Below are 26,222 nucleotides of genomic sequence, written 5' to 3'. Positions count from 1 at the left end.
GTTCGGGTGATGTGCCCCGAATTCCGGGTGATTATTATCCCTACTCGCTTGCGATATTATCCAAAGCAGCAGGAATCGTCACGTCAAAAAAGCGCGTAGCACCGCAAAATATAGAGATTTTTCCCTTCAAGCCCCGCTATTTAGCTCGAAAGACGATATCTGGAGTCGGGAAAATTGGCGGAAAAATCTTAACCTTTTGGATCAGCTATTTCGCGCAACCCTCTAGGATATTATGTATTTTTCCGCCCGCAATTTCGCCTGATAGCACATCGCACGCAAAGCGGGCGGAAATTCGCCGTTACCAATTGTCCCGGAACCATCTCATGGCCCGCATCAGCGAACGAACCGGGTAACGTTCGACCGGAAGGTCAAAATCCCACCATTCATCCTGCGGATGTGTCGCAAAGAGACACATGCCAACCGCACTGGCGAATCCGGGACCGGTTGCCGCCTGCGGGAGACCATGCACACGCATCGGTCGCCCAAGGCGTACCTGCTGGCCAAGGATTTTTGAGGCCAACCCATCCAGCCCCGGGATCTGGCTGCCGCCACCCGTCAGGACAATCTTCTGGCTGGGCAGGTATTCGAACCCCGCCGCATCCAGACGCGCGCGTACTTCTTCGAGGATTTCCTCGACACGCGGACGCATGATGCCGATCAATTCGGCACGGCTCACCGTGCGACGATCGTGTTCCCAGTCGCCGGTGTCCCCTTCGAGCTCGATCATCTCGCGATCATCCATGCCGGTTGCATGCACGCCGCCATAAAAGGTCTTGATCCGCTCCGCCGCGGCGGCAGGCACCTGAAGGCCCATGGAAATGTCCGAGGTCACGTGATCGCCGCCCATGCGCACCGCATCGGCATAAATCATGTGCTTTTTCATGAAGATCGACAGACCTGTCGAGCCGCCGCCCATGTCAATACAGGCCGCGCCAAGCTCTTGTTCGTCCTCGACCAGCGCGGACATGCCGGACACGTAGGAAGACGATGCAATCCCGGCCAGTTCGAGATCACAGCGTTTGACGCAATGCGCGAGGTTCTGAACTGCCGGCGCATCAACCGTCAGCATGTGCATGTCGGTGGTCAGTTGCTGGCCCATCTGGCCGCGCGGATCGGACAGGCCAGAGCGATGGTCCAGCGCAAAGTTCACGGGCTGCGCGTGCAGCACTTCACGGTCATCGCCATAGTCCGGCACGTCGCAAGACGCCAGAACGCGCGCGACATCCTGTTCGCTGACAACCTGCCCCTCAAGATCAACCTTGCCCGCCAGACCATAAGAGCGTGGCGCGGCACCGGAGAAACAGGCGATCACGTGATCGACACGGATCTTGGCCATCTTCTGCGCCGCCTGAACGGCTGTGCGGATAGCGCGTTCTGTTTCCTGCATCGCGTCGATTTCGCCGAACCGCACGCCACGCGACCGGGTGGTCGCGGCACCGATCACACGAAACCCGCTTTGCCCCGCCATAGAACCAATGCCTTCCACCTCGGACAGGCGCTCGGTGCCATCGAAGCGCAGGACAAGACAGGCAATCTTGGATGTTCCCACATCCAGAATGGCAACGACCCCGCGTTGCATTGCGGCCTTGCGCATGTTGCGCATCGCTCTCTGGGACTCGTAAAGCTCGATCATTATTATTCTTTCTTTTCAACCTGCAGCTGGCGAATACGCCACAACTCTTCCACTGCCCTTTGGGCTATTCTTATGGTTGGGCGCGACGCGATGCGCATATCGACAATCGCAAGGTCACGCTCCAGAAGATCCTGCGCCTGATTAAGCGCGATCACACGTTCCAGCGCCTGCACGGCCCCCACTTCGGGCAGGAGAATGCGCTGGTTGCGCTCCAGAACCACATCCCAGCGCCGCTCGCCCACACGCACAAGGCCGCGCATCTTGCCCGACAGCGGCCCCGCCGCCTCGTAAAGCGCCAGGGCTTCGGGCACATGGTTCTCCGCCCCCTTCCCCGCCATCAACGGCAGGGTGCCATGCGCGGCACGACTGTCCGCGCGGGCTACCACAAAGCCCTCGTTGTCGACCAGTTCCAGGCCGTCTTGCGACCTCCAGAGGATCACCGGATCACGCTCTGTCACGGTGATCTGCATGATCCCGCCCGGGCGAATACGCACGGTTGCACCGGCAACAGCGGGCAGGCCGGAAATGCTGTCCTGAATTTGCGCAAGGTCCAGATCAAACGAGCTGATCGGAAAGTCGATTGGCAGGATTTCCCGGATATCCTCCGAAATACCCGCGCTTGCGCCATCAATGGCCATGACATTGACCATGAACTCGGGGCGGGTTTCGATGCTGGTGCGGATATCGTGGATCGCGGCATTCAGGGTGTCACGGCGCTCTTCGCTCGACAGCCAGATCGCGCCAGCGCCAAACACCACGACAAAAGGCAAAACCGCCCGAAGAAACAGGCGGAACAGCGGCGTCAGCATCAACCGCTCGTAGCGATAGACCCAGCGGGATGGGGCCGGATCACATTTGGCGCCTACCTGTTGCAAGACGCGTCCTCCACCATCCACGAACAGAATTCGCTGAAACTCATGCCAATCAACTGCGCCTGTTCCGGCGCCAGCGAGGTTGGCGTCATGCCGGGCTGGGTGTTGGTTTCGAGAAGAATGAGACCCTCAAGCCCCCGCTCTTCATCCCAGCGGAAATCGGTGCGGCTCACACCGCGACAGCCAAGGGCCTCATGCGCACGCACCGCATAGTCCAAACAGGCGTCGTAGATTTCGGCGGGGATCTCCGCAGGTATAACGTGGCGCGATCCGCCCGCCTTGTACTTGGCGTCATAGTCATACCAACCGTCGGTCAGGATATCGGTCACCCCAAGCGCCCGATCCCCCATCACGGTGGTTGTCATTTCGCGGCCCGGAGCAAAGGTCTCGACCATCACGAAATCCGGCATGTCGTCGGCAAGCTGTGGTGGGCTGTTGGCGGCCTCGTTGACGAGGTAGACGCCAACCGACGACCCCTCATTGTTGGGCTTGACCACGTAGGGCGGCGCAATCACGTGGCGCGCTTTCACCTCTTCGCGGGGACAGATCACGCTATCGACAACGGGCAAACCTGCGGCGCGGTACACATCCTTCGACCGTTGTTTATCCATCGCAAGGGCCGAAGCCAGCACACCGGAGTGCGTATAGGGAATGCCCATCCATTCAAGGATGCCCTGCACACAACCATCTTCACCCCAACGGCCATGCAGCGCGTTGAAGGCGACATCAGGTTCGATTTCAGAAAGCTGCAAGGCAAGATCGCGGCCGGCGTCGACCTCGATTACCTCATATCCACCATCCCGCAGTGCGGCGGCGCATTCGCGACCCGACGTCAGTGACACCTCGCGTTCGGCCGAGGGGCCACCCATCAATACCGCCACTTTGGGGTTTGCCCTGCTCGACATACCCGTCTGTGCCTCGTTTTCCCCGGACCTTAAGGCCCTGTTTTTTCTGCAATTCCGGCCTTGTTATTGTGCCTGTGGCCGGGGATTATCGTGCGTGCGGTTCTCCAACACGCTTGATTTCCCATTCTAGCGTTATTCCGCTGTTTTGGAAAACCTTTTTTCGAACCTCTTCGCCAAGATTTTCCAGATCCGCGGCGGTTGCGCCACCGACGTTGATCATGAAGTTGGAATGCTTCTCGGACATTTGCGCACCGCCAACCTGCGCCCCGCGCATCCCCGCATCGTCAATCAGCTTCCAGGCCTTCAGATCATGCACGTCATCCGCCCGCCCGGTTGACGAGAACCCCGCCGGATTACGGAAGGTGCTGCCTGCGGTGCGGTCCTTGGTCGGTTGGGTCGCATCCCGCTTGGCCAGTTGATCTTCCATGCGCTGCGCCAGCTCTTCGGGATCACCCGACGGGCCTTCAAACGTGGCCTCAACAATCACCCAGCCCTCAGGCAGATCCGTCTGGCGGTACTGGAAGTTCAGGTCTTCAGCCGTCAGCGTCACAACCTCGCCCGCGCGCGTCACGGCCTTTGCGCTGACAAACACGTCGGCAACATAGCTACCATAGCAGCCTGCGTTCATCCGCACAGCCCCCCCAATAGCGCCGGGAATGGTGCGCAGGAAGGTCAGATCGACACCGCCCTCTGCCGCCTTGCGGGCAACATGCGCATCCAGCGCCGCAACGCCCGCCGTGACCCGATTTCCCACAACCTCGATCTGGTTGAAACCACGTCCCATGCGCACCACGACAGCCCGCAAGCCACCATCCCGCACGATGAGGTTCGACCCCACGCCCATCGGAAACACCTCGATCCCGTCCGGCAAGTCGCGCAGGAACGCGGCGAGATCATCCACATCGGCAGGCTGGAACAGCCAGTCGGCCTCGCCGCCAACGCGCAGCCACGTCAGATCAGCCAGCACACGGTTGGGGGTCAGTTTGCCGCGCGGGCTGGGCATCTGGGTCATGCAATCTCTCCGAAAACTCGCGCCCTTTTGCGCGAAATGATCCGGTCAAGGCAAGCCCCTCAAGGCTCATTCGGCCCCAAATTGCCGCTTTGCCCATCGCCAGAGATAGATCACCGGCCAGCGCATGATCCACATGCCCGCCAACAGGAAGACCAACGCCATCCACACGCCGTTTTCGTACCAGAGCCAGGCGAGGATCGGCAGACCGATCGCAATCATCGCATAGGCGAACCGCCAGTGGTGATCCTTGCTTGGGAACATGGCACGGACGTTGGCAACCAACATCCAGATCAGCGCAAGAGTGAAAGGTGTGCTCATTCAGGTGTCTCCGATATTTCCCCGCGGGCCTTGCGCCAGAAATAGAGCAACGGCCGCCGGAACATAGAGACAAATCCGAAAACGGCGACCAGCGCAAGCCAGATACCGTTCTCATACCAGATCACCCCGATCAGAACCGGCGCGAGGATCAGCAGACCGACACCGGGAACGTACTGGTGCCGCATCGGCAGCATGGCGACACCTGTGGCCGCCAGCACCCAAAGGCAGGCAAGGATCAGCGTCAGGCTCATAGGGCGGTCTGGATATTGAAGACAAGCGCCGCCCCTGCCAGCAGAAGGCCCGCGACGGGAACGATCATGGGCACGCGAAACGGTGCCTCGGGATTGCGGCGCTTCTCGAAAATCAGGGCAAGGTTCACGATCACGAAGACCGACAGAAGGATGGAGGATGTCATTTCCGCAAGCTGGCTGACATTCAAAACCAGCGCCCCTATCAGGACCATGCCACCAACCAGAACCGTCGCCAGGACCGGTGTGCCGGTTCGCGGGTTCGCACGGTGAAAGATGGCAAGAGACGGATTGCGCTTGCCAAGGCCGAACAGAACCCGCGAGGCCATGACGATCTGCGCCAGAACCCCGTTCAGCGCCGCAAAAACAGCGATTGTCGACAGGAATTTCGCATCCCCGCCGGTGCCGGCCTGCCAGACAAGGGCCAAGGGGCGCTCACTACTGCCAAGCGCATCCAATGGCACGGCCCGCACCGTGACCCAGGCCACAACGGCATAGATGATCGTTGTCACAACCAGCGCAATCAGTATGGCGCGTGGCATAGTGCGCTCCGGCTCCGAGACCTCCTCGGCCATGTTCACGATGTCCTCGAAACCGATGAAGGCAAAAAACGCCAGAACCGCCCCTGCCCCGACCCCACTCCAGACAATCTCTGGCTGCGTGATCCAGTCGGCGACCGGCTCGGCCGCGGTTCCGGCCCAGACCACCAGGCCAAGCCCGACCAGCTCGATCACCGTAAAGATCGCGGCCAGTGCCAGGCTTTCCATCACCCCGAACACGGCCACCCCCGTCAGCAACAGCGCGATTGCCACAAGGGCCGCGACATAAGGCACATCCACGACAAGCGTGAGATAGCCAACGCCGCCCCGCAACACAGCTGCGGCGGAAACGGTGCCTGCCGCAACGATTGCCAGACCAATCACGACCGCCAAAACCTGTGAGTTCAGCCCTTTGCCAACATAGGCCGCCTCACCGGCAGCTTCAGGAATACGCGTCGAAAACTCGGAATAACTCAGCGCCGTCGGAGTCGCGATCAAACCGGCCACCAGAAAGGCCAAGGGGGCCCAGATGCCCGCGTCTGCGGCGACCGCGCCAACCAACACGTAAATTCCGGCACCGATCATCACCCCGACACCATAAGCTGTCAGAAGCCCAAGACCGATCCGCCGTTTGAGGTGCTCTGCCATCACATGCCCCGCTTGGCCCAAATTCCCTTGCCGCAAGTCTCTCGATTGCGATCAAGGTATGCAAGGGCGACGCGGCGGCGTGGGCCACATTGTTGCCTAACCGTTCAGACGTTTGGACAGCCCGTTGGCCCATGCGCTGATGGTACCGGCCCCAAGGCACACCACGATGTCGCCGGGTTGTGCCTTGTCCCGCACCAGCGCCTCAAGGTCGTCTTCGTTGTTGATCGCAATGGCATGGCGATGCCCATGCGCCACGAGCCCCGCCACCAGATCATCGCGGGTCGCCCCCGGAATCGGCGCCTCACCGGCCGCAAAGACTTCGGCGATGCCGACAAAATCCGCCTCGTTGAAACACGAGCAGAAATCCTCGAACAGCGAAGACAGCCGCGTATAGCGGTGCGGCTGGTGCACGGCGATGACACGGCCCTCACTGGCCTGTCGCGCGGCCTTGAGAACAGCGGCGATTTCAACCGGGTGGTGGCCATAGTCGTCGATGATCGGGATACCCTCCCACTCGCCAACCTTGGTGAACCGGCGGTTCACGCCACCGAACTTGGCCAGCGCCTCGCGGATCTCGTCGCGTTTCATGCCAAGGTGACGGGCAATGGCCACGGCCGACAAAGCGTTGGAAACGTTGTGATCCCCCGGCATCGGCAGGGTGCAACCTTCGATCACGGTGCCTTCGTTCTGAAGCTGGATGTCGAAATGCGCGACACCGGCCTTATAGGTCAGGTTCACCGCCCGCACATCGGCCTGCGCGTTGAACCCGAAAGTCACGACACGGCGATCTGTGATCTTTCCAACCAGAGTCTGAACATCCGGATCATCAGTGCAGCAGACCGCAAGACCATAGAAGGGAATGTTCGACACGAAGTCGTAAAACCCCTTGTGCAGCGCCTCGACGGTGCCCCAGTGTTCCATGTGCTCGGGGTCGATATTGGTCACGATGGCAATCGTCGCTGGCAGGCGGTTGAAGGTACCGTCACTCTCGTCGGCCTCGACAACCATCCATTCGCCATCCCCGACGCGTGCATTCGATCCATAGGCGTGGATGATGCCGCCGTTGACCACGGTTGGATCAAACTTGCCGTGGTCCAGCACCGCAGAGACCATGGTGGTGGTGGTGGTTTTGCCGTGGGTGCCAGCCACGGCAATGTTCGACTTCAGGCGCATCAACTCGGCCAGCATCTCGGCGCGACGCACCACCGGAAGCCCGCGGCGACGGGCTTCGTCCAGCTCGGGATTGCCCGGTTTGATCGCAGAGGAAATGACAACAACTTCGGCGTCTTGCAGGTTCTCGGCAACCTGTCCGACAAAGACCTTGGCCCCCTGCTCTTCCAGACGCTGGGTGATCTTCGATGCCTTCAGATCAGACCCTTGCACGGTATAGCCGTGGTTCAACAGCACCTCGGCGATGCCCGACATACCGATCCCGCCGATGCCAACAAAGTGGATGGGACCGACGTCACCGGGAAGTTTGGTTGCTGCGTTCATGTCTTAGTCTTCCTTGCTTGCCAGCATTTCCACAAGCGCGACAAGGTTGTCTGTCGCCTCGGGTTTGCCCACCGACAGGGCGGCCTGCGCCATCTGTGTGGCGCCGCGCGGATTGCCGATGATCAGGGCAATCTGTTCGGCCAGCGCCTCAACGGTGAGCTTGCTTTCTGGGATACGAATGGCCCCGCCTGCCTCGACCAGCCCACGGGCATTCGCGGTCTGGTGATCGCCGGTGGCGGCGGCAAAGGGGATCAGGATGGAGGGGCGGCCAATGACGGAAATATCCGCCACCGACGATGCGCCCGAGCGCGAAATGACAAGCTGCGCCTCGCTCATGCGGGCGGGCACGTCGTGGAAAAAGGGCTGCACATCGGCGCTGATGCCGTGTTCGGCGTAAAAGGCGGCAACCCGTTCGCCATCCTCGTCGCGCGCCTGATGCGCCACGCGAATGTTGCGCAGGATTTCCGGCGGCAGGGATGCAATCGCGCCCGGCACCGTGTCGGACAGGATGCGCGCGCCCTGGCTGCCGCCGATCACGAGGATCGACATCGGATAGTCACCGGGGCTGATGTAGCCCGCACCAGCACGTTCAAGCACAGCGCCGCGCACCGGATTGCCAACGTGGATGCCTTCGACATTCTCGGGAAGATCGGTGGGCCAGGTGCCACAGGCCACGCCATGCACACGCGAGGCAAACAGGCGGTTTACCCGCCCCAGAACGCCGTTCTGTTCGTGGATCATGCGCGGAAGACGCAACAGCCAGGCCGCGCCCATCGCCGGAATTGTCGGATAGCCACCAAAGCCAACCACCACTTCGGGGCAGTCGCGGTAGAGTTTGAACGAAGTCGCAAGAACACCGCCCAGAATGCGGAACGGCACGGCCAGTTTCGCCAGCGCCCCACCCCGGGCAAAGGTCGCGGACGACACCTGTTCGATCTCGACAGTATGCGGAAAGCCGCCGGTATAGCGCGCGCCGCGGGCATCCGTGGTCAGCTTGACCCGCCACCCCTTGCGCAGCATCACCTCGGCCAGCGCCTGCGCCGGGAACATATGCCCCCCGGTGCCGCCCGCCGCAATGACCAGCAATGGCTGTTTTCTCATCTCACACGTCCCCGCAGAATATCACCGATCTCGCCCTGAGGCCGGGTGCGGGTAAACGCCAAAAGCATGCCGACTGCAATACCACCAGCGATCAAAGATGAGCCGCCATAGCTTACGAACGGCAAAGTCATGCCTTTCGCGGGCAAAAGACGCACGGCAACGCCCATGTTGACGAAGGCCTGAACCCCGAACATGGCCGCAAGGCCGGTGCCTGCAAGACGGGTAAAGGGATCGCGTTCGCGCATCAGGCGGAAGAACGAGCGCACCACGATGGTGGCATAAAGCAGGATGATCGCCAGCACGAGCAGCAGGCCATATTCTTCTGCCGCAACCGCGATGATAAAGTCGGTGTGCGCATCTGGCAGTGACCATTTCACCTGCCCCTCGCCCACCCCGACGCCGTAAAGGCCGCCTTCGCGGATGGCATTTGTCGCATAACCAAGCTGCGTCGTGGGGTCGATGGACCGATCCAGAAAGCCATCAATGCGGCGGGCAAAGTGTTCCGAGTTGTTATAGGCAAAGCGCGCGGCCGGATAGATCGACACGATGATGCCGACGATCAGCAGCATCGGCGCACCGGAGATGAAATACATCACCGCCCAGCCAAACAGGATCAGGCAGGCCTGGCCAAAGTCGGGTTGCAGCGCGAGGATGATGACAATTGTCACCATCAGCATGAACGACCAGAGCCGCCCCGGAGGGCCGTTGATCTCTTCGTTGGCGGCCATCATCCAGGCAGCGACCACCACGAAACCGGGCTTCAGGAACTCCGAGGGCTGGAGCGAGGCAAAGCCAAGCGAATACCACCGTACCGCCCCCTTGCCAAAGTCGGTGCCAAAGAACGGCAGCCCCAGCAAAGCAATGAATGTAATGATAAATCCGATCACCGCCAGACGCCGCACCAGGGTCGGGCTCATCATCGAGGTGATCAGCATGGCCATCAGCGCCATACCGCCAAAGATCACTTGTTTTTGCACATAGTGGAAGGCCGAAAAGCCGTTCTTGGCGGCCAGCGGCGGCGAGGCCGCCATGCCCAGCAGGATACCAACCCCGAACAAAAGCAGGATCGCGACAAGCGTCCACTTGTCCAGCGTCCGCCACCATTTCGGGAGAACTGGCTCACCGCGTTGCACGGGGAGCGAACCATATACCATTTCTGTCATCGGAAACCTGCCGATCTGTGCCTCAAAACGCCCGTTTTCCGGGTCTGTGCGGGATCATACCACGGCGATTCGCCAAAGCAAAGAATCGCTTTGTAACGAAGGCAATTCTCCGCCCCCTTGACCCGCGCCCGCCAATCAGGCAGGCCGCGCCCATGCGTTATGACACAATCATACTTGGTGCCGGTGCGGCCGGCATGATGTGCGCGGCCCACACGGGCGGGCGCACGCTTGTGCTGGACCATGCCAAGGCGCCGGGCGAAAAGATCCGCATTTCCGGCGGCGGGCGGTGCAATTTCACCAACATGTATGCAGGCCCCGAGAACTTTCTCTCCGCCAACCCGCATTTCTGCAAATCCGCGCTAAGCCGTTATACGCAATGGGATTTCATCGACCTCGTCGCGCGGCACGGGATCGCCTATCACGAAAAAACCCTTGGCCAGCTGTTCTGCGACAACAGCGCCAAGGACATCATCGCCATGCTGCGGGGCGAAATGGCCAAGGCTGGGGCCGAACTGCGGCTGGAGACCACGATCACGTCGGTGTCTCAGGATGGCTCGGGCTTTGTTGTGGAAACCGAACAGCACGGCAAACCCGCCACATTCAGGGCCGCAAACCTCGTTCTGGCCACCGGCGGCAAATCCATCCCCAAGATGGGCGCAACCGGTCTGGCCTATGATATTGCACGGCAATTCGGGCTGAACATCCTGCCCACGCGGGCCGGTCTGGTGCCGTTCACCTTTCCTGACGGGCGGTTCAAACCCCTCTCCGGCACGGCCCTGCCCGTGCGCGCCACGGCGGGAGGCAAGAGTTTTGACGAGGCCCTGCTGTTCACCCATCGCGGCCTGTCCGGCCCCTCGATGCTCCAGATCAGCTCCTATTGGCGCGAGGGTGAGACGATCACGGTCAACCTTCTGCCGGACGGGAATGCCTTTGAGGCCCTGAAAGCCAAGCGTCAGACAGACGGGCGGCGCCAGATGCACACGGTTCTGGGCCACCTGCTTCCGGCGCGTCTTGCCGATCACCTGGGCGAGGTCTGGTCGCTGAAAGGCAACCTTGCCGACCAGTCCGACAAGGCATTGCAGGCGCTGGCAGATCGGTTGCACGGCTGGGAGATGACGCCCGCAGGAACCGAAGGCTACCGCACCGCCGAAGTCACGTTGGGCGGCATCGACACCGATGCCCTGTCGTCAAAAACCATGGAGGCCAAAACCGTTCCCGGCCTTTATGCCATCGGCGAAGCGGTTGATGTCACCGGCTGGCTGGGCGGGTTCAACTTTCAATGGGCGTGGAGTTCCGGCTGGGCCGCCGGAACGGCCATCCGAAACAAGCGCGGTTCATAAGATCACGAACCGCCTACCAACTCCTTAACGAGGCGGACAAAGTCCTCGCCGCGCCGTTCAAAGCTGTTGTATTGGTCAAAGCTGGCCGCTGCCGGAGCGAGGAGGACAACCTCGCCGTCCTGCGCATCTTCGACGGCGCGGGCCACGGCGATGTCCATCGTGGTGCAAACCTCGGCCTCGACCCCTTTCAGCTGCATGGCAAAACCAGCGGCTTCGCGGCCGATCACATAGGCCTTGATCACCTCGCCCGCATGGTCCGGAAGATCGCCAAGCCCACCTTCCTTTTCCAGGCCGCCACAGATCCAGCGGATCTTTTTGAACGCCTTCAGGGCCTTGCTCGCCGCGTCCACATTGGTGGCCTTGCTATCGTTGACGTAGGTCACGCCCCCCGCCTCTGCCACGATCTGCGAGCGGTGTGGCAGGCCACCGAACGAGGCAAAACCCGCCTCGATCACCCTTGGGGCAAGGCCAAGAGCGCGACAGACCGCATAGGCGGCGCAGGCGTTCTGGCGGTTGTGTTCCCCCGGCAGCCCCTTGATGGCGCGCAGGTCGATGGACCCCGCCTGACGGCCCTTGCGGTATTCGGACAGGAAGCCCTTTTTCGCAAACACCTGCCAGCCGGGGCCGGTGAGTTTGCGCTCGACGGAAATCGGGATCACGCGGTCGTCGGCGGGCCCCATAGACAGCTGGTTGGCAAGGAACTGGCCTTCCATCTCGTCGACCCCGACAATGGCACGGTCCGGCCCGCCTTCGGCGAACAGGCGGCGCTTGGCGGCGAAATAACCGCCCATGCCGCCGTGGCGATCCAGATGATCCGGCGAAAGGTTTGAAAACACGGCAATATCCGGCGTCAGGTGGCGGGCCAGATCGGTCTGATACGAAGACAGTTCCAGCACCACGACCTCGCCGTCTTCGGCCGGTTCGATGTCGAGAACGCCACGGCCGATGTTGCCAGCCAACTGGGTGCGGCGGCTGGCCTGATCAAGCACGTGATGGATCAGCGCAGAGGTGGTGGATTTGCCGTTCGATCCCGTCACCGCAACCACCTTGGGCGTGACGTCATAGTTTTCCCATTCACGCGTGGCGAAGGAGCGGAAGAACAGGCCGATGTCGTTATCGACCGGCACGCGCGCAGCAAGGGCGGCGGCGACCACGGGGTTCGGCTCGGGATAAAGATGCGGGATGCCGGGGCTGACGATCAGGCAGGCGATGTCGTCAAACGCGCCTTGTTTCAAAAGGTTCTGGCAGGTGAACCCTTCGCCCTCTGCGGTCTCGCGGGCGGCGGGATTGTCATCCCAGCAGACCGGGATCGCACCGCCTTCGCGCAGCGCCCGCGCGGTGGCGAGGCCCGAGCGGCCAAGGCCCAGAACCGCAACGTTTGCACCTGTGTAGCCGGTGACTGGAATCATGGTCTGGCCCTCTTGTCCTGCCGTATCTGTTCTGGCCGAGACAATGCCCGCCCCGACGCGGGGACGCAAGTTAACGGGCTGCATTTCTGCAAAACGGGCATCGGTTTTGCGTCGGTATAACGTCGGTATTGCGGAGGTGCGGAAACCGATCCAGCGGCGGGTTTATCGGGCGTGCGCAGGGATATGGAAATGAAAAGGGCGGGAAACCCCGCCCGTATCTTTACCGTACTTTCAGCGTCGCCAATCCGACCATCGCGAGGATCAGGGCGATGATCCAGAAGCGGATCACGATCTGCGGTTCGGACCAGCCCTTTTTCTCGTAGTGGTGGTGGATCGGGGCCATCAGGAAGACCCGTTTGCCGGTGCGCTTGAAGTAGAGAACCTGAATGATGACCGAGAGCGCCTCGACCACGAAAAGGCCGCCGACGATGCCCAGAACCAGCTCGTGTTTGGTGGCCACGGCGATGGCGCCAAGAGCACCGCCCAGTGCAAGCGAACCGGTGTCACCCATGAAGACGGCGGCGGGCGGCGCGTTGTACCAAAGGAAACCAAGACCACCGCCAGCAATGCCTGCGGTAAAGATCAGGATTTCACCAGTGCCCGGCACATAGTGCACGTCAAGGTATTCGGTAAAGTCGACGCGGCCCACGGCATAGGCGATGATGCCCAGCGTGCCTGCGGCGATCATCACCGGCATGATGGCCAGACCATCAAGGCCGTCGGTCAGGTTCACGGCATTGGCCGACCCAACGATCACGATCATCGCAAAGGGCACAAAGAAGAAGCCAAGGTTGATAAGCGCGTCCTTGAAGAAGGGCAGCGCGAGGTGCATCTGCATCTCTTCCGGTTGCAGGTAAGTGCCCCACCACGCCGCCAGTGCGGCAATGGCAAAGCCAAGTGTCAGACGCACCTTGCCCGAAACACCGGCGGTGTTCTGCTTGGAGACCTTGGCATAGTCGTCGGCAAAGCCGATCAGGCCATAGGCCAGTGTCACGAAGAGGACCATCCAGACAAACCCGTTGTCCAGCCGCGCCCAGAGCAGCGTCGAGGTCACAAGCGCACCGACGATCAGCAAGCCGCCCATCGTCGGCGTCCCTGCCTTGACAAAGTGGCCCTCGGGGCCGTCTTCACGGATCGGCTGACCCTTGCCCTGCTTGCGGCGCAGAACGTCAATAAGCGGACGGCCGAAGATGAAGCCGAAGATCAGGGCTGTCATGAAGGCACCACCGGCGCGGAAGGTGATATAGCGGAACAGATTGAAGAAATCGCCGCCATCCGACAATTCGGTGAGCCAATAGAGCATTTATGCGTCCTCGTTATTCGATTGCGGGGCGGGATGACCCAATTTGCGGATCGCGTCAACAATTTGCGCAAGCCCCATCGACAAAGAGCCCTTGGCAAGCACACAATCGCCTGCATCAAGCAGATTTCGCACCTTTGGCGCGAGTTCCGCGCTGGTTTCTCGCCATTCGCCGCGTTTGTCCATCGGCAGCGCGTCGTGAAGATGTTTCATCAGCGGCCCGATGCAATGCACGGTGTCGATGGCGTCCATTGCCGGAAGATCGGCCAGTGCGGCGTGCATGGCGTTTTCCTGTGGCCCCAGTTCCTTCATGTCACCAACAAAGGCGATGCGGCGTCCCTTGCCGATGCGGCCAATGCCGTTCTGGACCTCGGCGGCGGCCAGAACCTCAAGCGCGGCCCCCATCGAGGTGGGGTTGGCGTTATAGGCATCATCCAACAGGGTCAGGGTCCGGTCGGTTTCCACCGGATCAAGCAGGATGGTCTCGCGTGCGCCACGCCCGCCACCGGGGCGCCAATGGCCAAGGTCGATGATGGCCTTTGCCAGATCGCCGCCCATGGCTTCGGTTGCGGCCAGAACCGCAAGGGCGTTGATCGCAAAGTGGCGACCTGCAGAGCCAACCTTGAACAGGATCGGGGTGCCGCCGGTGATCGCGCGGGCCACGGTGATGTCGTCCTGTAGCGTGATCTCGGTGGCGCGGTGGGTCGCGGTGTCGGTCTCGCCAAAGGTCTGCGCGTCGAACCCAAGCGCCGCGGCGGTGTCGGTCAAGATCGCGGCGGTGTCGACGTCGCCGTTCAGGATGGCAAGGCCGCCCGGTTCCAGACCTTCACAGATCGACGCCTTTTCGCGGGCAATGCCTTCGACGTTTTCAAAGGCCTCGAGGTGCACAACAGCCACGGTGGTGACAATCGCCACATGCGGGCGCGCAAAACGGGCCAGCGGTGCGATTTCGCCGGGGTGGTTCATGCCGATCTCGATCACCGCGAATTCGGTGTCTGCGGGCATCCGCGCCAGCGTTAGCGGCACGCCCCAATGGTTGTTGTAGCTGGCGACAGAGGCATGGGTGCGCCCCTGTCCTTCGAGCACCGAGCGCAGCATTTCCTTGGTCGAGGTCTTGCCGACCGAGCCGGTCACGGCGACCACGCGAGCCTCAGTACGGGCGCGGGCGGCCTGCCCCAGTTTCTCAAGCCCTTCCAGCACGTCATCGACGATCAGCAGCGGTGCATCCGGGGCAACACCTTCGGGGATGCGCGACACGAGCGCGGCAGCGGCGCCCTTCTCAAGCGCCTGCGCGACAAAGTCATGGCCGTCACGGGCGGCGGTGAGGGCAACAAACAGATCGCCCTTGGCAATGGTGCGGGTGTCGATCGAAACCCCGTTCACTTCCCAATCGGTCGTGGCGGTGCCGCCCGTGGCGGCGGCGGCGTCCTGAGCAGTCCAAAGGCTCATGCGATCCCTCCATCCAGTGCGGAGACGGCCACACTTGCCTGTTCACAATCATCAAAGGGCAACACGTCATCGCCGACGATCTGCCCAGTCTCGTGCCCCTTGCCCGCGATCAGCAGGGCATCGCCCGGTTGCAGCGCATCCACGGCACGCAGGATGGCCTCGGCGCGGTCGCCCACTTCGGTGGCACCGGGGGCGCCTTCCATAACCATGGCGCGGATGGCAGCAGGGTCTTCGGTGCGCGGGTTGTCATCGGTCACAAAGACCACATCCGCATTGGCGGTGGCCGCAGCCCCCATCAGCGGGCGTTTGCCAGCATCACGATCCCCCCCGGCACCAACGATGGCGACAAGGCGACCCATCACATGCGGGCGCATCGCCTTGAGCGCGGTTTCCACCGCATCGGGCGTATGCGCGTAGTCAACAAACACCGCCGCGCCGTTTTCGCGGGTGGCGGCAAGCTGCATCCGGCCACGGACGGTTTTCAGCTCGTGCAGCACTTCGAACACGCGTTCCGGCTCGGCCCCACAGGCAATGGCAAGGCCAGCGGCCAAGAGAACGTTCTCGGCCTGAAACCCGCCAATCAGGTTGAGGCGCGCGGTATAGGCCTTGCTGCGGAAGGTGAAGCGGATGTCCTGGCCGGTGCTGTCCAGACGCTGGGCATCGAGGTTGAGATCGGCCCCATCGCGGCCAACGGTGATCACCTCCTGGCCACGGGCGCGCGCGATGGCGGCCATGTCGATGCCACGGGGATCGTCGATGTTGATCACCGCGGCACCATCTTCGGGCAGGACGCGGGCAAACAGGCCAGCCTTGGCGTCGAAATAGTCGTCAAAGGTCTCGTGATAGTCGAGGTGATCCTGCGTGAAGTTGGTGAAACCGGCGGCCCGCAGCTGCACCCCGTCAAGGCGGCGCTGCTCAAGGCCGTGGGACGAGGCCTCCATGGCGGCAAACTCAACGCCCGCCTCGCAGGCGGCCTTGAGCGTGCGGTGCAGGGTGATCGGCTCGGGCGTGGTGTGGTTCAGCGGCGCGGTAAAGTCACCCTCGACACCGGTGGTGCCAAGGTTGATCGCCTCAAGCCCCATTTCCTGCCAGATCATGCGCAGGAAGGTCGAGACCGAGGTCTTGCCATTGGTGCCGGTGACGGCGGCCATGATGCCGGGCTGTTCCCCGAACCACAGCGCAGCCGTCATGGCGAGGGTCTGGCGCGGGTCTTCGGCCACGATCAGTGCGGCATCAGAGGCGCCGAGTTCGGCGCGGGCAATCTCGGCCCCTTCGGGATCGGTCAGCACGGCGGCGGCCCCCATGCGCAGGGCATACTGGATGAATTCGCCACCATGCACGCGGGTGCCGGGAAGGGCAGCAAACAAAAAGCCCTCTTTCACCTCGCGACTGTCGACGGCAAGGCCGGTGATCTGCGGATCGCGTCCGGCGGCAGCCGTCAGCCCGAGTTCATGGAGGGGTTTGGAATCTGCTGCCATCTGCTCTGCCCTTGGTTCGGCTTTTGAGGATCGCATGTCAGAGGTCGGCAAAGCGGCGTTCGCCCCCGCACAACATGCGTTAGTTCGATGTCAGCGTTATACCAGTCAACGAGGTGGGTTCAACTTCGGGACGCAGGCCCAGAAGCGGCGCGATGCGGCCGATCATTTCGGCAGCCACCGGAACCGCTGTCCAGCCGGCGGTGCGGCGGGGTTCGGGGCCGGAAGTCTCAACCGGTTCATCAAGCGTCACGATAAGCACGTATTTCGGGTCATGTGCCGGAAATACCGAGGCAAATGTGTTGATGACCTTGTCGTCATAGTAGCCACCCGTGGGCTTGGGCTTGTCCGCGGTGCCGGTCTTGCCCGCCACGTGATAGCCTTCGACCTCGCCAAAGCTGGCGGTGCCTTCGGTGACAACCTTGCGCAACATGCGCACGCTTTCGGCGGCAACCCGCTCAGACACGACTTGCGGCCCGTATTGCGGACCGCTTTGTTTCAGAAGCGTCGGTTTGATCTGGCGGCCACCATTGGCAATCGTCGCATAGGCGGCGGCAAGGTGCATCGGGCTGCTCGAGATGCCGTGGCCATAAGAGACCGTTACCGCCGAGAGTTCGGTCCAGCGCGACGGCAAGAGCGGCTTGCCGCCCGAGGCCTCGACAATCTGGATCGGGGTTGCTTCGAAAAGACCAAGGCTCTTGAGGAAATCCTGCTGGCGTTGCGGCCCGATATTGAGCGCCATGCGCCCGGTGCCACGGTTCGAGCTTTTAACGATGATGTCGGTCACCGAAAGCTTGCCATAGTTCTTGTTCTGGAACTCGCCAATGCGGTGCCCGCCCACCTTCATCGGCCCCTTGGTGTCGATCACCGTGTCCGGACCAAGCAGGCCCAGCTCCATCGCCTGCGCGGCGGTGAAGATCTTGAAGGTCGAGCCGAGTTCGTAAACCCCCTGCACCGCGCGGTTGAACAGCGGGCTGTCGCTCTGATCACCTTCGGTCAGCGGACGGGGGCGATCGTTGGGGTCGAAATCGGGCAGCGACACAAGCGAAATCACTTCGCCGGTGTGCACGTCCATCAGGATCGACGCCGCGCCCTTGGCATTCATCAGTTTCATGCCGCCATAGAGCACACGCTCGGCGGCGGCCTGTACGGTCAGGTCCAGCGAAAGGGTCAGGGCCTTGCCGCCGTTCGAGGGATCGCGCAGGGCCTCGTCAAAGTATTTCTCGACACCGGCCACGCCGATCACCTCGGCGGCGCGCACATCTTCGCGGCCAAAGCCAGAGCCGCCAAGGACGTGTGCTGCCAGCCGGCCATTGGGATAAAGGCGCATCTCGCGCGGGCCGAACATGAGGCCCGGATCCCCGATGTCATGCACCGCCTGTTTCTGTTCAGGGCTGATTTTCTTCTTGATCCACAGGAACTTGCGCTTGCCGGTGAAATCCTTCACCAGACGTGCGCGATCCAGATCGGGGAAGATCTTGATCAGCTCGTCCGCCACCCGCTCCTTGTCGATCATATGCGGCGGTTGCGCATAGAGAGAGTGGGTTTCCAGGTTGGTGGCCAGAATGCGGCCTTGACGGTCGACGATATCGGCCCGTTGCGCGGCGATGGCGGTGCCCGCAGCACTGGCGCGGGGCTCGGTGGCCTCGGAATAGGCCAGCATCCCCATTCGTGCACCCACCACGATGAACAGCGACAGGAACAACACCGACATGATGAGCAGACGGCCCTCGGCACGGACGCGCAGTGCGCCGCGCATTTCCTCGTGGCGCTGGCGGATGTTTTCTCGCTCGATCACGTCCGGATTTTCGCCGGTGTCGCGTGCCCAGAGCACCTGGGCCAGGGGGCGAAGCGGCGTGCGGATCATTGGCCTGCCCCGTCGGACGAAACCATCACCGCACCATCAAGATCGAACTGCAACTCCTGCTGGGGATAGACTACCTGATCGACGCGTCCGAACTGTTCGGCGCGCAGCGGCAAAAGTTGCAGGCTGTTATAGTTCAACTCGGCCAGATCGCGCAGGCGGTCGGGACGGTTGAGATAGGCCCACTCGGCACGCAACACCGCAAGGCGCGCGCGGGCGGTGCCGATCTCGCGCTGGATTTCCTCGGTTTCGTCAATCACGTGCTGGGTGCGATAGTTCTCGCGGTAGGCCCAGACGGCAAGGCCGATCACGGCAAGGGCGGTCATTACAAACATCATGCTGCGCATCAGCGGCGTCCTCCCCGTCCCTTTTGCTGTCCGGATTGCTGACCGGTCATGGGCATGCCGATCTGTTTGCCATCCACGTCACCCGAAGGGGCATCGGTGCGCCGCGCGACGCGCAGCTTGGCCGAACGCGAGCGCGGATTGATGGCCAACTCGTCGTCATCCGGACCAACCGCCTTGCGGGTGATCAGCTCGAACGCCGGTTTTTCGGTTTCCATTTCAGGGGCATAGCGGTTGACGTTGCCGGTGCGGCCGGCCCGCGCCTGCATGAACCGCTTAACCATGCGGTCTTCGATCGAATGGAAGGTCACGACCGCCAGAAGGCCACCAGGCTTGAGCGCACGTTCAGCCGCCATGAGACCGCGGAACAGTTCGCCATATTCGTCATTCACCGCGATGCGCAGCGCCTGAAAGCTGCGGGTGGCGGGATGCGACTGGCCGGGCTTGGCGCGCGGCAGACAGCCTTCGATCAGTTCGGCCAATTCCAGCGTGGTGCGGATCGGCGCGGCGGCGCGGGCCCTGACGATGGTCTTGGCGATGCGCCGGCTGGCGCGTTCCTCGCCATAATGAAACAGGATATCGGCCAGATCGGCCTCGTCCGCTTCGTTCACGAGGTCGGCGGCAGAGGGGCCATCCTGCGACATCCGCATGTCGAGCGGTCCGTCGCGCAGGAAGGAAAAGCCGCGTTCGGCCAGATCAAGCTGCATCGAGGACACGCCAAGATCGAGGACAACGCCATCAAGACCTTGGGCATATTCATCCATACGGGAAAACACGCCCTGCACCATTTCGATCCGGTCGCCATAGTCGCCCACCCAGGGCGCGGCCATCTCGAAGGCCAGCGGATCGCGGTCAACGCCGATCACCTTGTCAGCGCCCGCGTCCAGCAGACCACGGGTATAGCCGCCCGCCCCGAAGGTGCCGTCAAGCCATGTGCCGTGGATCGGGGCGCAGGTTTTCAGGATGGGGGTCAGGAGTACGGGGATATGTGGCTGTTCGGCCCCCATCTCAGTCCAAGTCCCCGTCAAGATAGATCGAAGGATCGGCATCCGGATCGAAACCGTCTTCGTCCAGTTCGTCTATCGACGCGTCATAGGCCTCGGGCTGCCAGATTTCGAAGGTGTCACCAGAGGCGACGAAACGGGCCATGCCATCGAGGCCGATCTTCTCGCGCAGCTTTGCCGGCAGGACAATGCGGCCGGTGTCATCCACAACGATCTCGACCGACTGCGCCGAGTAGAGGCGTTCCATCGCCTTACGCTTGGCCGAACCGCGTGGGAATTTGGAAATCTTTTCATCGACTTCATCCATCGCCTCGATGGTAAAGCCTTCGATGTAGTCGCGGGTTGCCCCGCCGTAAACAAGGATCAGGCGCGGCGGAAGGCCGTCGGTCCAGTCGGGGTCACAGCTTTCGATCACACGACGAAAGGAGGCCGGGATAGACACCCTGCCCTTCGTGTCGACCTTGTGGTCGCTTTCGCCTCTGAACCTGCGTGCCACTGCCTGCTGGCCCTTCTCTACCTGTCCCCGGTTACCTGTTACGTGACCCCTTAGACGGGAAACGGCGGATTGATCTGCTGCCACTGATCAATCCGCCGCCCTCGTCCCGTCTAGCGGGGTGTCCAGCTGCGCGCGCCACCTGGGGGGATGTCTGCTCGCCCGCGCGCCGGATCTCTTGGTTCGATGAAAGCGGGGCCTGTATGAAACCTGACTTGGGATTTTCTTTGGGGTCTTTGTCGCCCCTTTTGATTTCCCGTCCTCATCGTGTGATTAAGGAATGACATGGGAATGCATGGGAATCAACTGAAAAGTTTGGGAATTTTTCCGGGACTCCCCCAGAATCGGGGCGCGATCCGACGATAGATTGCTGAGATTGGAGTCTCAACACACCATATTTGGTGCATGATTTTCCCATAGCTACCCAATATGCCAAAATCAGGAAAGCAGCGCAGACCGTCCCATGAATTCCCAAAAATCTTGATGAGCTGAAATTTTCCGCCCCAAAGCGCCCCTGAAACAGGGCCGCAGACGCGAATTCCCTTACCGGACAAAGGTGATTCGCGGCACTCACCCTGCCGGAAGACCGGCTTCACCCATGATTTCCCATAACACCCATCAAAATCGGGCGACCGTCCCATGTCCTCCCAACTACACCCACCCCAAACGAAAACGGCCCGCAGTATCGCGGGCCGTGGGGGTTAGGAGATATCGTCCTGATAGATGCCAAGCTCGTGCCGTCGCTTGTGGAACCTCTCGACCCGATCGACGATCTTGTCGTCGGCGGTGGCGATCACGAAACTCAAGAGCGTTTCCAGCAGGGCGATGGTCGAGACCGAGGACGGGAAGAACTGCGGCGTGTCTGCGGCCACGACAAACCCGTGATCGGCATTGCGCACGATGGGCGAGGCCGGAGAGTCGGAGATGCCAACAATCTTCATCCCCTGCTCGCGTGCAACCTGCATCGCCTCGACCACTTCGCGGCGATAGGGATGGCAAGTGATAGCAATCAGCACGTCCCGTTCGTCGGCCCAGGCGATATCATCCACCGGCGTGGAACCCGGGCGCGGGATGGCGTGGAACTGCACCATGCCGGTGCGGGCCAGATAGGTGAAGTTGCGGGCGTTGGCATTGTTGACCCCCACCCCAAGCGTATAGACGCTGCGCGACTCCCACAGGGTTTTGGCGGCGGCGTGCAGCGCGGCCTCGTCAATCCCGGCAAAGGTATCCTCGACATTCTGAAGCGCGGCCGAGACCATATCGGCATAAAGCCCGCCCAGCGCGCCGTTCTTGCGGGTGTCCTGCAACCATCGCGCGCGGTCCGGGAAAGAGGCCTGCCCGTTGCGGATCGCCTCGCGGAAGGGTTCGCGGAAATCCTCGTAGCCTTCAAACCCCACCTGCCGCGCCATACGCACCACGGTGTTGGGCTTCACATTCGCCGCCTCTGCGATCTCGCGCACCGTCGATACACCAACGTCACGCGGGTTCTCGAGCACGTAGCGCGCCGCCTTCTGCGCTTCGGGTGTGAGGGCGTCCCACTCCGAACTGAGGCGGTTCAGAACTGCGTCGGATACATTTGTATCATTCATTGTTGACCTTGGTACATATGATTGAATAACGTCTCCATCAGACACGCAAACACGGACAGGATCAAGGCCATGTCAGATTCTCTCGTTGCCGATACCAGGAACGGCGCGGCAGACATTCCCGCAACCATGAAAGCAATGGTGCTCATGGGTCACGGCGGGCTGGATCAATACCACTGGAAAGAAGACTGGCCGACCCCGACAGCCGCACCCGGCGAGGTGCTGGTCAAGGTGGGGGCCTGCGGCCTCAACAACACCGATGTGAACACGCGCTCGGGCTGGTATTCCAAGGCCGTGGACGAAGCCACCACCGGCGGCGCCTTTGACGAGGTCAACGAGGAAGACCCCACCTGGGGCGGACGCCCCCTCACCTTTCCACGCATCCAGGGCGCGGATGTCTGCGGCGTTATCGTCGCCGTGGGCGACGGCGTTGACCCGGCCCGCATCGGCGAACGCGTCATCACCGACAACTGGCTGCGCGATCCCGAAGACCCGACCAACATGGACAAGACCGGGTATTACGGATCGGAATGCGATGGCGGCTATGCGGAATACACCACCATTCCCGCGACCAATGTCATTGCCGTGAAATCCGATCTTTCGGACGCGGAACTGGCCACCTTTTCCTGCTCCTATTCGACCGCCGAAGGCATGCTGACCCGCGCCAATGTCTGCGCCAGGGACACTGTGCTTGTGCCCGGCGCTTCGGGCGGTGTTGGCGGCGCATTGGTGCAACTGGCCAAACGCCGGGGCGCGCGGGTGATCGCGCTGGCCTCGGAAGCCAAACATGACGATGTGGCAAAGCTTGGCCCCGACCGTATCCTGCCGCGTGGCCCCGAAGACCTGCGCGCCGCGCTTGGTGACGAGAAGATCACCGTGGTCGCCGATGTCGTTGGCGGCGATTACTGGCCCAAGCTGATCGACATCCTTGAACGCGGCGGGCGGTATACCTGTTCCGGGGCGATTGCTGGCCCGATGGTCGACTTCGATCTGCGCACCTTCTATCTGCGTGACCTGACCTTTACCGGCTCGACCGTGATCGACCCTGTCGTGACCGAGAACCTCGTGAAATACATCGAGGCGGGCGAGATCAAACCGGCACTGGCCGCGACCTACCCGCTTGCAGAACTGCGCGAGGCGCAGGCCGCGTTCATCGAAAAAGCCCACACCGGCAACATCGTGGTCCTGCCATGACCGGGCTGGATCGTGTTTTGGCCGCCGCGAAATCCCTTTTTGCGGCGCATCCCGACATGCAGGCCTTTGTCGACTGGCCGGATGACACGCCCAGCACCGGCAAGATGATGCGCCACATCCCGGCGACCGACATTGTCGCAGCATTTGACCGCGCCGGAACCGACAGCACCCAGCCCCTGATCGACGCGATCAGGGCGGCGGCGCGGGATGGCTACTGGATCCGCACCTATACCGAGGAAGAGGTCGGCGCGCATTTCCGAGAGAACTATGGCTATTTCGAACTGGTCGGCCCGACGGGGCATTTCCAGAGCGACAGCCTTCGCGCCTATGTCGCCTACTGGGGGCCGGGCCTGAATTATGACTGGCACCGCCACGAGGCCGAAGAGCTTTATGTCTGCCTTGCCGGCAGCGCGACCTTTTATGCCGAGGGGCGCGAACCGGTAGACTTGTCGGCGGGCGAAACACTGTTCCACGCAACCAACCAACCCCACGCCATGGTCACCACGGATCAGCCGATCCTGACCCTTGTTCTGTGGCGCGGGGCCGGTCTGGCGGGGCTGCCAACGATGGATGCGGCATGAAGATCAAACGGATTGAGGCCTATCAGGTCGACCTGCCCTATGCCGGTGGCGTCTATCGCCTGTCGGGGGGCCGCACCTACGAGAGTTTCGACGCGACCTTCGTGCGGATCGTCACCGACAGCGGCCTTGATGGCTGGGGCGAAAGCACGCCGTTCGGCAGCACCTATATCGCCGCCCATGCCCGTGGCGTGCGTGCGGGCCTTGAGGAATTGGCCCCTGCCGTTCTGGGGATGGACCCCCGTCAGGTGGACCGGATCAATGACGCGATGGACATGGCGCTGATGGGGCACCATCACGCCAAGACGCCGATCGACGTGGCCTGTTGGGACGTGTTCGGCAAGGCGGCGGGCATGCCGGTCTGTGACCTTCTGGGCGGGCGCATTCCCGGCAAGGTCGCGATGATCTCGTCGATTGGCAGCGACACGCCCGACGCCATGCGGGCCAACGTGGCACGCCATCGCGAGATGGGGTTCATGGGGCATTCGGTGAAGATCGGTGCCGAGGAGGCCGAGGGCGGCCCGATGATCGACGCCGAGCGCATCCGGGCCTGTCTGGCAGACCGTCGCCCCGGCGAATGGTTTCTGGCAGACGCCAACAACGGCATGACACCGGAACACGCGCTGCGGCTGTTGTCCCTGTTGCCCGAGGGGCTGGATTTCGTGCTGGAAGCGCCCTGCCCCACATGGCGCGAGACGCTCTCGCTGCGCCAGCGATGCCGCGTGCCGATCCTGCTCGATGAACTGGTCCAGAGCGAGGAAGACATCATCCACGCGATTGATCGTGATGCCTGTGACGGGGTGGGTCTCAAGATCTCGAAACAGGGCGGACTGACCCGCACGCGCCGCCAGCGCGAGATTGCCCGCGCGGCAGGCCTCGTGGCCTCGGTGCAGGACACCACCGGATCGGACATCGCCTTTGCCGCGATCCTGCACATGGCGCAATCCACGCCGCGCCACATGCTGCGGCAGGCGCTCGACACGCGGTCGATGGTGTCGGTGACAACCGCCGCCTTTGACGCGCCCCTGCAGGACGGCGGGGCCGAAGCGCCCGACGCCCCCGGCCTTGGCGTGACACCGGATATGGACGTGATGGGCGACCCGATCGCCGTTTGGGAGGCATAGACCATGAAGATCACCCGCATTCGCATCTACAAGACCCCGCTGGCCTATGTGGACGGGGCCTATGTCTGGGGGGCGGGAAATGCCATCGAGACGGCCATGGCCTCGGTCGTGGTGGTGGATACCGACGCGGGCCTTCAGGGCTGTGGCGAATTCACCCCCTGTGGCGAGAACTACATGGTGGCGCATTCCGAAGGGGTCGAGGCCTTTGCCCGACTGGCCGCACCGCGCCTTCTTGGGGAAGACCCCCGCCAGCTTTGGCGGATGGAACGGCTGATGGACAGCATCACGCAGGGCCACGGCTATGCCAAGGCCCCCTTTGATGCCGCCTTCTGGGACATTCTGGGCAAGGCCACGGACCAGCCGGTCTGGATGCTGATGGGGGGCAAGCTGACCAACGGCGCTCCGATGTACCGCGTGGCACCGCAGAAATCGGTTCCCGAGACCATCAAGGAGCTGGAGGCGCATCGGGAAAGCGGCTATCGCCAGTTCCAGATCAAGGTGGGCGGTGACTGGGTCACGGATATTGACCGCATTCGTCAGGCCGTGCCGCTTCTCAAGCCGGGGGAAAAGGCGATGGCGGATGCCAACCAGGGATGGCGCGTCGACAATGCGATCCGCGTGGCCCGTGCCACCCGCGATCTCGACTTTATCCTCGAACAGCCCTGCCACACCTACGAGGAATGCCAGCAGGTGCGCCGCGTCGCCGAACAGCCGATGAAGCTGGATGAATGCGTGACCGGTATCCAGATGGCGCGCCGCATTGTAGAGGATCGCGGGGCCGAGATCTGCTGTCTGAAAATCTCGAACCTTGGGGGATTGTCCAAGGCCCGCCGGGTGCGCGATTTCCTGATTGATCACGGCATTCCGGTGGTCAGCGAAGACACGTGGGGCGGCCAGATCACATCCTCGGCGGTGGCGCATTTTGCAACCTCGACTCCGGAAGAGATGCTGCAAAACACCACCGACCTGCACCACTACGTGACCCGCAGCACGGGAATCGGCGGCCCGACGGTGAAGAACGGCAAGCTTTATGCGCCCGATACGCCTGGTCTGGGCGTTACGCCGGACTTTGAAAGCCTTGGTGCGCCGGTCGCCACCTACGAGGCGTAGGCGGGAAGTTTCCCAATCA

The 26,222-nt window shown here is 62.2% G+C and carries 24 protein-coding genes; 5 read left to right on the top strand and 19 right to left on the bottom strand.

From position 1 onward, the window contains the following. Nucleotides 1–298 precede the first annotated feature (298 nt). The 10 genes from ftsA to NNA36_RS05910 form a co-directional block, all read right to left on the bottom strand. Entirely contained in the window at nucleotides 299–1,633 is a 1,335-nt protein-coding gene (gene ftsA / locus NNA36_RS05955; RefSeq protein ID WP_255105190.1) for a cell division protein FtsA, read from the bottom strand. A gap of 2 nt (nucleotides 1,634–1,635) precedes the next feature. Further along, nucleotides 1,636–2,508, bottom strand: a complete 873-nt coding sequence (locus tag NNA36_RS05950; protein WP_255105188.1) for a cell division protein FtsQ/DivIB — start codon at nucleotides 2,506–2,508, stop codon at nucleotides 1,636–1,638. Next, on the bottom strand, nucleotides 2,496–3,410 hold the full coding sequence (locus tag NNA36_RS05945) for a D-alanine--D-alanine ligase (protein ID WP_255105186.1): 915 nt from the start codon (nucleotides 3,408–3,410) through the stop codon (nucleotides 2,496–2,498). The genes NNA36_RS05950 and NNA36_RS05945 overlap by 13 nt, the downstream gene beginning before the upstream one ends. 85 nt (nucleotides 3,411–3,495) lie before the next feature. Continuing rightward, complete coding sequence (gene murB / locus NNA36_RS05940; RefSeq protein ID WP_255105183.1) at nucleotides 3,496–4,422, bottom strand: UDP-N-acetylmuramate dehydrogenase; 927 nt, start codon at nucleotides 4,420–4,422, stop codon at nucleotides 3,496–3,498. Between the two features lie 66 nt (nucleotides 4,423–4,488). Further along, nucleotides 4,489–4,740: a DUF2484 family protein gene (locus NNA36_RS05935; protein ID WP_255105180.1), complete on the bottom strand. Its 252-nt coding sequence runs from the start codon at nucleotides 4,738–4,740 to the stop codon at nucleotides 4,489–4,491. Continuing rightward, nucleotides 4,737–4,991, bottom strand: a complete 255-nt coding sequence (locus NNA36_RS05930) for a DUF2484 family protein (RefSeq protein ID WP_255105176.1) — start codon at nucleotides 4,989–4,991, stop codon at nucleotides 4,737–4,739. Before NNA36_RS05930 ends, NNA36_RS05935 begins: the two co-directional genes overlap by 4 nt. Beyond that, entirely contained in the window at nucleotides 4,988–6,175 is a 1,188-nt protein-coding gene (locus NNA36_RS05925) for an APC family permease (protein WP_255105173.1), read from the bottom strand. Before NNA36_RS05925 ends, NNA36_RS05930 begins: the two co-directional genes overlap by 4 nt. A gap of 96 nt (nucleotides 6,176–6,271) precedes the next feature. After that, complete coding sequence (murC, locus tag NNA36_RS05920) at nucleotides 6,272–7,669, bottom strand: UDP-N-acetylmuramate--L-alanine ligase (RefSeq protein ID WP_255105171.1); 1,398 nt, start codon at nucleotides 7,667–7,669, stop codon at nucleotides 6,272–6,274. A gap of 3 nt (nucleotides 7,670–7,672) precedes the next feature. Further along, nucleotides 7,673–8,770, bottom strand: a complete 1,098-nt coding sequence (locus NNA36_RS05915) for a UDP-N-acetylglucosamine--N-acetylmuramyl-(pentapeptide) pyrophosphoryl-undecaprenol N-acetylglucosamine transferase (protein WP_255105169.1) — start codon at nucleotides 8,768–8,770, stop codon at nucleotides 7,673–7,675. Then, a complete protein-coding gene (locus NNA36_RS05910; RefSeq protein WP_255105167.1) occupies nucleotides 8,767–9,933 on the bottom strand; it encodes a putative peptidoglycan glycosyltransferase FtsW in 1,167 nt (388 codons plus the stop codon). Before NNA36_RS05910 ends, NNA36_RS05915 begins: the two co-directional genes overlap by 4 nt. Nucleotides 9,934–10,085: 152 nt before the next feature. Between NNA36_RS05910 and NNA36_RS05905 the strand changes: the two genes are divergently transcribed. Next, entirely contained in the window at nucleotides 10,086–11,273 is a 1,188-nt protein-coding gene (locus NNA36_RS05905) for an NAD(P)/FAD-dependent oxidoreductase (RefSeq protein ID WP_255105165.1), read from the top strand. Between the two features lie 2 nt (nucleotides 11,274–11,275). Here NNA36_RS05905 and murD read toward each other — a convergent pair whose 3' ends face one another. From murD to NNA36_RS05860, 9 genes are all read right to left on the bottom strand, one after another. After that, nucleotides 11,276–12,682, bottom strand: coding sequence for a UDP-N-acetylmuramoyl-L-alanine--D-glutamate ligase (gene murD, locus NNA36_RS05900; protein ID WP_255105163.1), 1,407 nt, complete (start codon nucleotides 12,680–12,682; stop codon nucleotides 11,276–11,278). A gap of 220 nt (nucleotides 12,683–12,902) precedes the next feature. Further along, complete coding sequence (gene mraY / locus NNA36_RS05895; RefSeq protein WP_255105161.1) at nucleotides 12,903–13,985, bottom strand: phospho-N-acetylmuramoyl-pentapeptide-transferase; 1,083 nt, start codon at nucleotides 13,983–13,985, stop codon at nucleotides 12,903–12,905. Further along, nucleotides 13,986–15,431: a UDP-N-acetylmuramoyl-tripeptide--D-alanyl-D-alanine ligase gene (gene murF / locus NNA36_RS05890; protein ID WP_255105158.1), complete on the bottom strand. Its 1,446-nt coding sequence runs from the start codon at nucleotides 15,429–15,431 to the stop codon at nucleotides 13,986–13,988. It lies immediately after the preceding gene. Further along, a complete protein-coding gene (locus tag NNA36_RS05885) occupies nucleotides 15,428–16,909 on the bottom strand; it encodes a UDP-N-acetylmuramoyl-L-alanyl-D-glutamate--2,6-diaminopimelate ligase (protein WP_255105155.1) in 1,482 nt (493 codons plus the stop codon). Before NNA36_RS05885 ends, murF begins: the two co-directional genes overlap by 4 nt. A 79-nt stretch (nucleotides 16,910–16,988) precedes the next feature. Further along, nucleotides 16,989–18,773 (bottom strand): penicillin-binding protein 2, encoded by a 1,785-nt coding sequence (locus tag NNA36_RS05880; RefSeq protein WP_255105152.1) that lies wholly within the window; start codon nucleotides 18,771–18,773, stop codon nucleotides 16,989–16,991. Continuing rightward, complete coding sequence (locus NNA36_RS05875) at nucleotides 18,770–19,117, bottom strand: cell division protein FtsL (protein ID WP_255105149.1); 348 nt, start codon at nucleotides 19,115–19,117, stop codon at nucleotides 18,770–18,772. The genes NNA36_RS05880 and NNA36_RS05875 overlap by 4 nt, the downstream gene beginning before the upstream one ends. Continuing rightward, on the bottom strand, nucleotides 19,117–20,121 hold the full coding sequence (gene rsmH, locus NNA36_RS05870) for a 16S rRNA (cytosine(1402)-N(4))-methyltransferase RsmH (RefSeq protein ID WP_255105146.1): 1,005 nt from the start codon (nucleotides 20,119–20,121) through the stop codon (nucleotides 19,117–19,119). Before rsmH ends, NNA36_RS05875 begins: the two co-directional genes overlap by 1 nt. Nucleotide 20,122: 1 nt before the next feature. Further along, complete coding sequence (mraZ, locus tag NNA36_RS05865) at nucleotides 20,123–20,614, bottom strand: division/cell wall cluster transcriptional repressor MraZ (RefSeq protein WP_255105144.1); 492 nt, start codon at nucleotides 20,612–20,614, stop codon at nucleotides 20,123–20,125. Between the two features lie 698 nt (nucleotides 20,615–21,312). Further along, nucleotides 21,313–22,200 (bottom strand): MurR/RpiR family transcriptional regulator, encoded by an 888-nt coding sequence (locus NNA36_RS05860; RefSeq protein ID WP_255105142.1) that lies wholly within the window; start codon nucleotides 22,198–22,200, stop codon nucleotides 21,313–21,315. Between the two features lie 69 nt (nucleotides 22,201–22,269). Between NNA36_RS05860 and NNA36_RS05855 the strand changes: the two genes are divergently transcribed. Genes NNA36_RS05855 through NNA36_RS05840 form a run of 4 tightly spaced genes read left to right on the top strand, consistent with a single transcriptional unit; the run spans nucleotide 22,270 to nucleotide 26,203 of the window. After that, nucleotides 22,270–23,391, top strand: coding sequence for an alcohol dehydrogenase family protein (locus tag NNA36_RS05855; protein ID WP_255105140.1), 1,122 nt, complete (start codon nucleotides 22,270–22,272; stop codon nucleotides 23,389–23,391). Then, nucleotides 23,388–23,972, top strand: coding sequence for a dimethylsulfonioproprionate lyase family protein (locus tag NNA36_RS05850; RefSeq protein WP_255105137.1), 585 nt, complete (start codon nucleotides 23,388–23,390; stop codon nucleotides 23,970–23,972). Before NNA36_RS05855 ends, NNA36_RS05850 begins: the two co-directional genes overlap by 4 nt. After that, nucleotides 23,969–25,093, top strand: a complete 1,125-nt coding sequence (locus NNA36_RS05845) for a mandelate racemase/muconate lactonizing enzyme family protein (RefSeq protein WP_255105135.1) — start codon at nucleotides 23,969–23,971, stop codon at nucleotides 25,091–25,093. The genes NNA36_RS05850 and NNA36_RS05845 overlap by 4 nt, the downstream gene beginning before the upstream one ends. A gap of 3 nt (nucleotides 25,094–25,096) precedes the next feature. Next, nucleotides 25,097–26,203, top strand: a complete 1,107-nt coding sequence (locus tag NNA36_RS05840; protein WP_255105132.1) for a mandelate racemase/muconate lactonizing enzyme family protein — start codon at nucleotides 25,097–25,099, stop codon at nucleotides 26,201–26,203. Nucleotides 26,204–26,222 lie beyond the last annotated feature (19 nt).

It is taken from the genome of Shimia sp. CNT1-13L.2, assembly GCF_024331145.1.
GTDB lineage: Bacteria > Pseudomonadota > Alphaproteobacteria > Rhodobacterales > Rhodobacteraceae > Shimia.
Note: the sequence above shows the minus strand (reverse complement) of the source record. Positions and strands in the feature narration are given on the sequence as shown.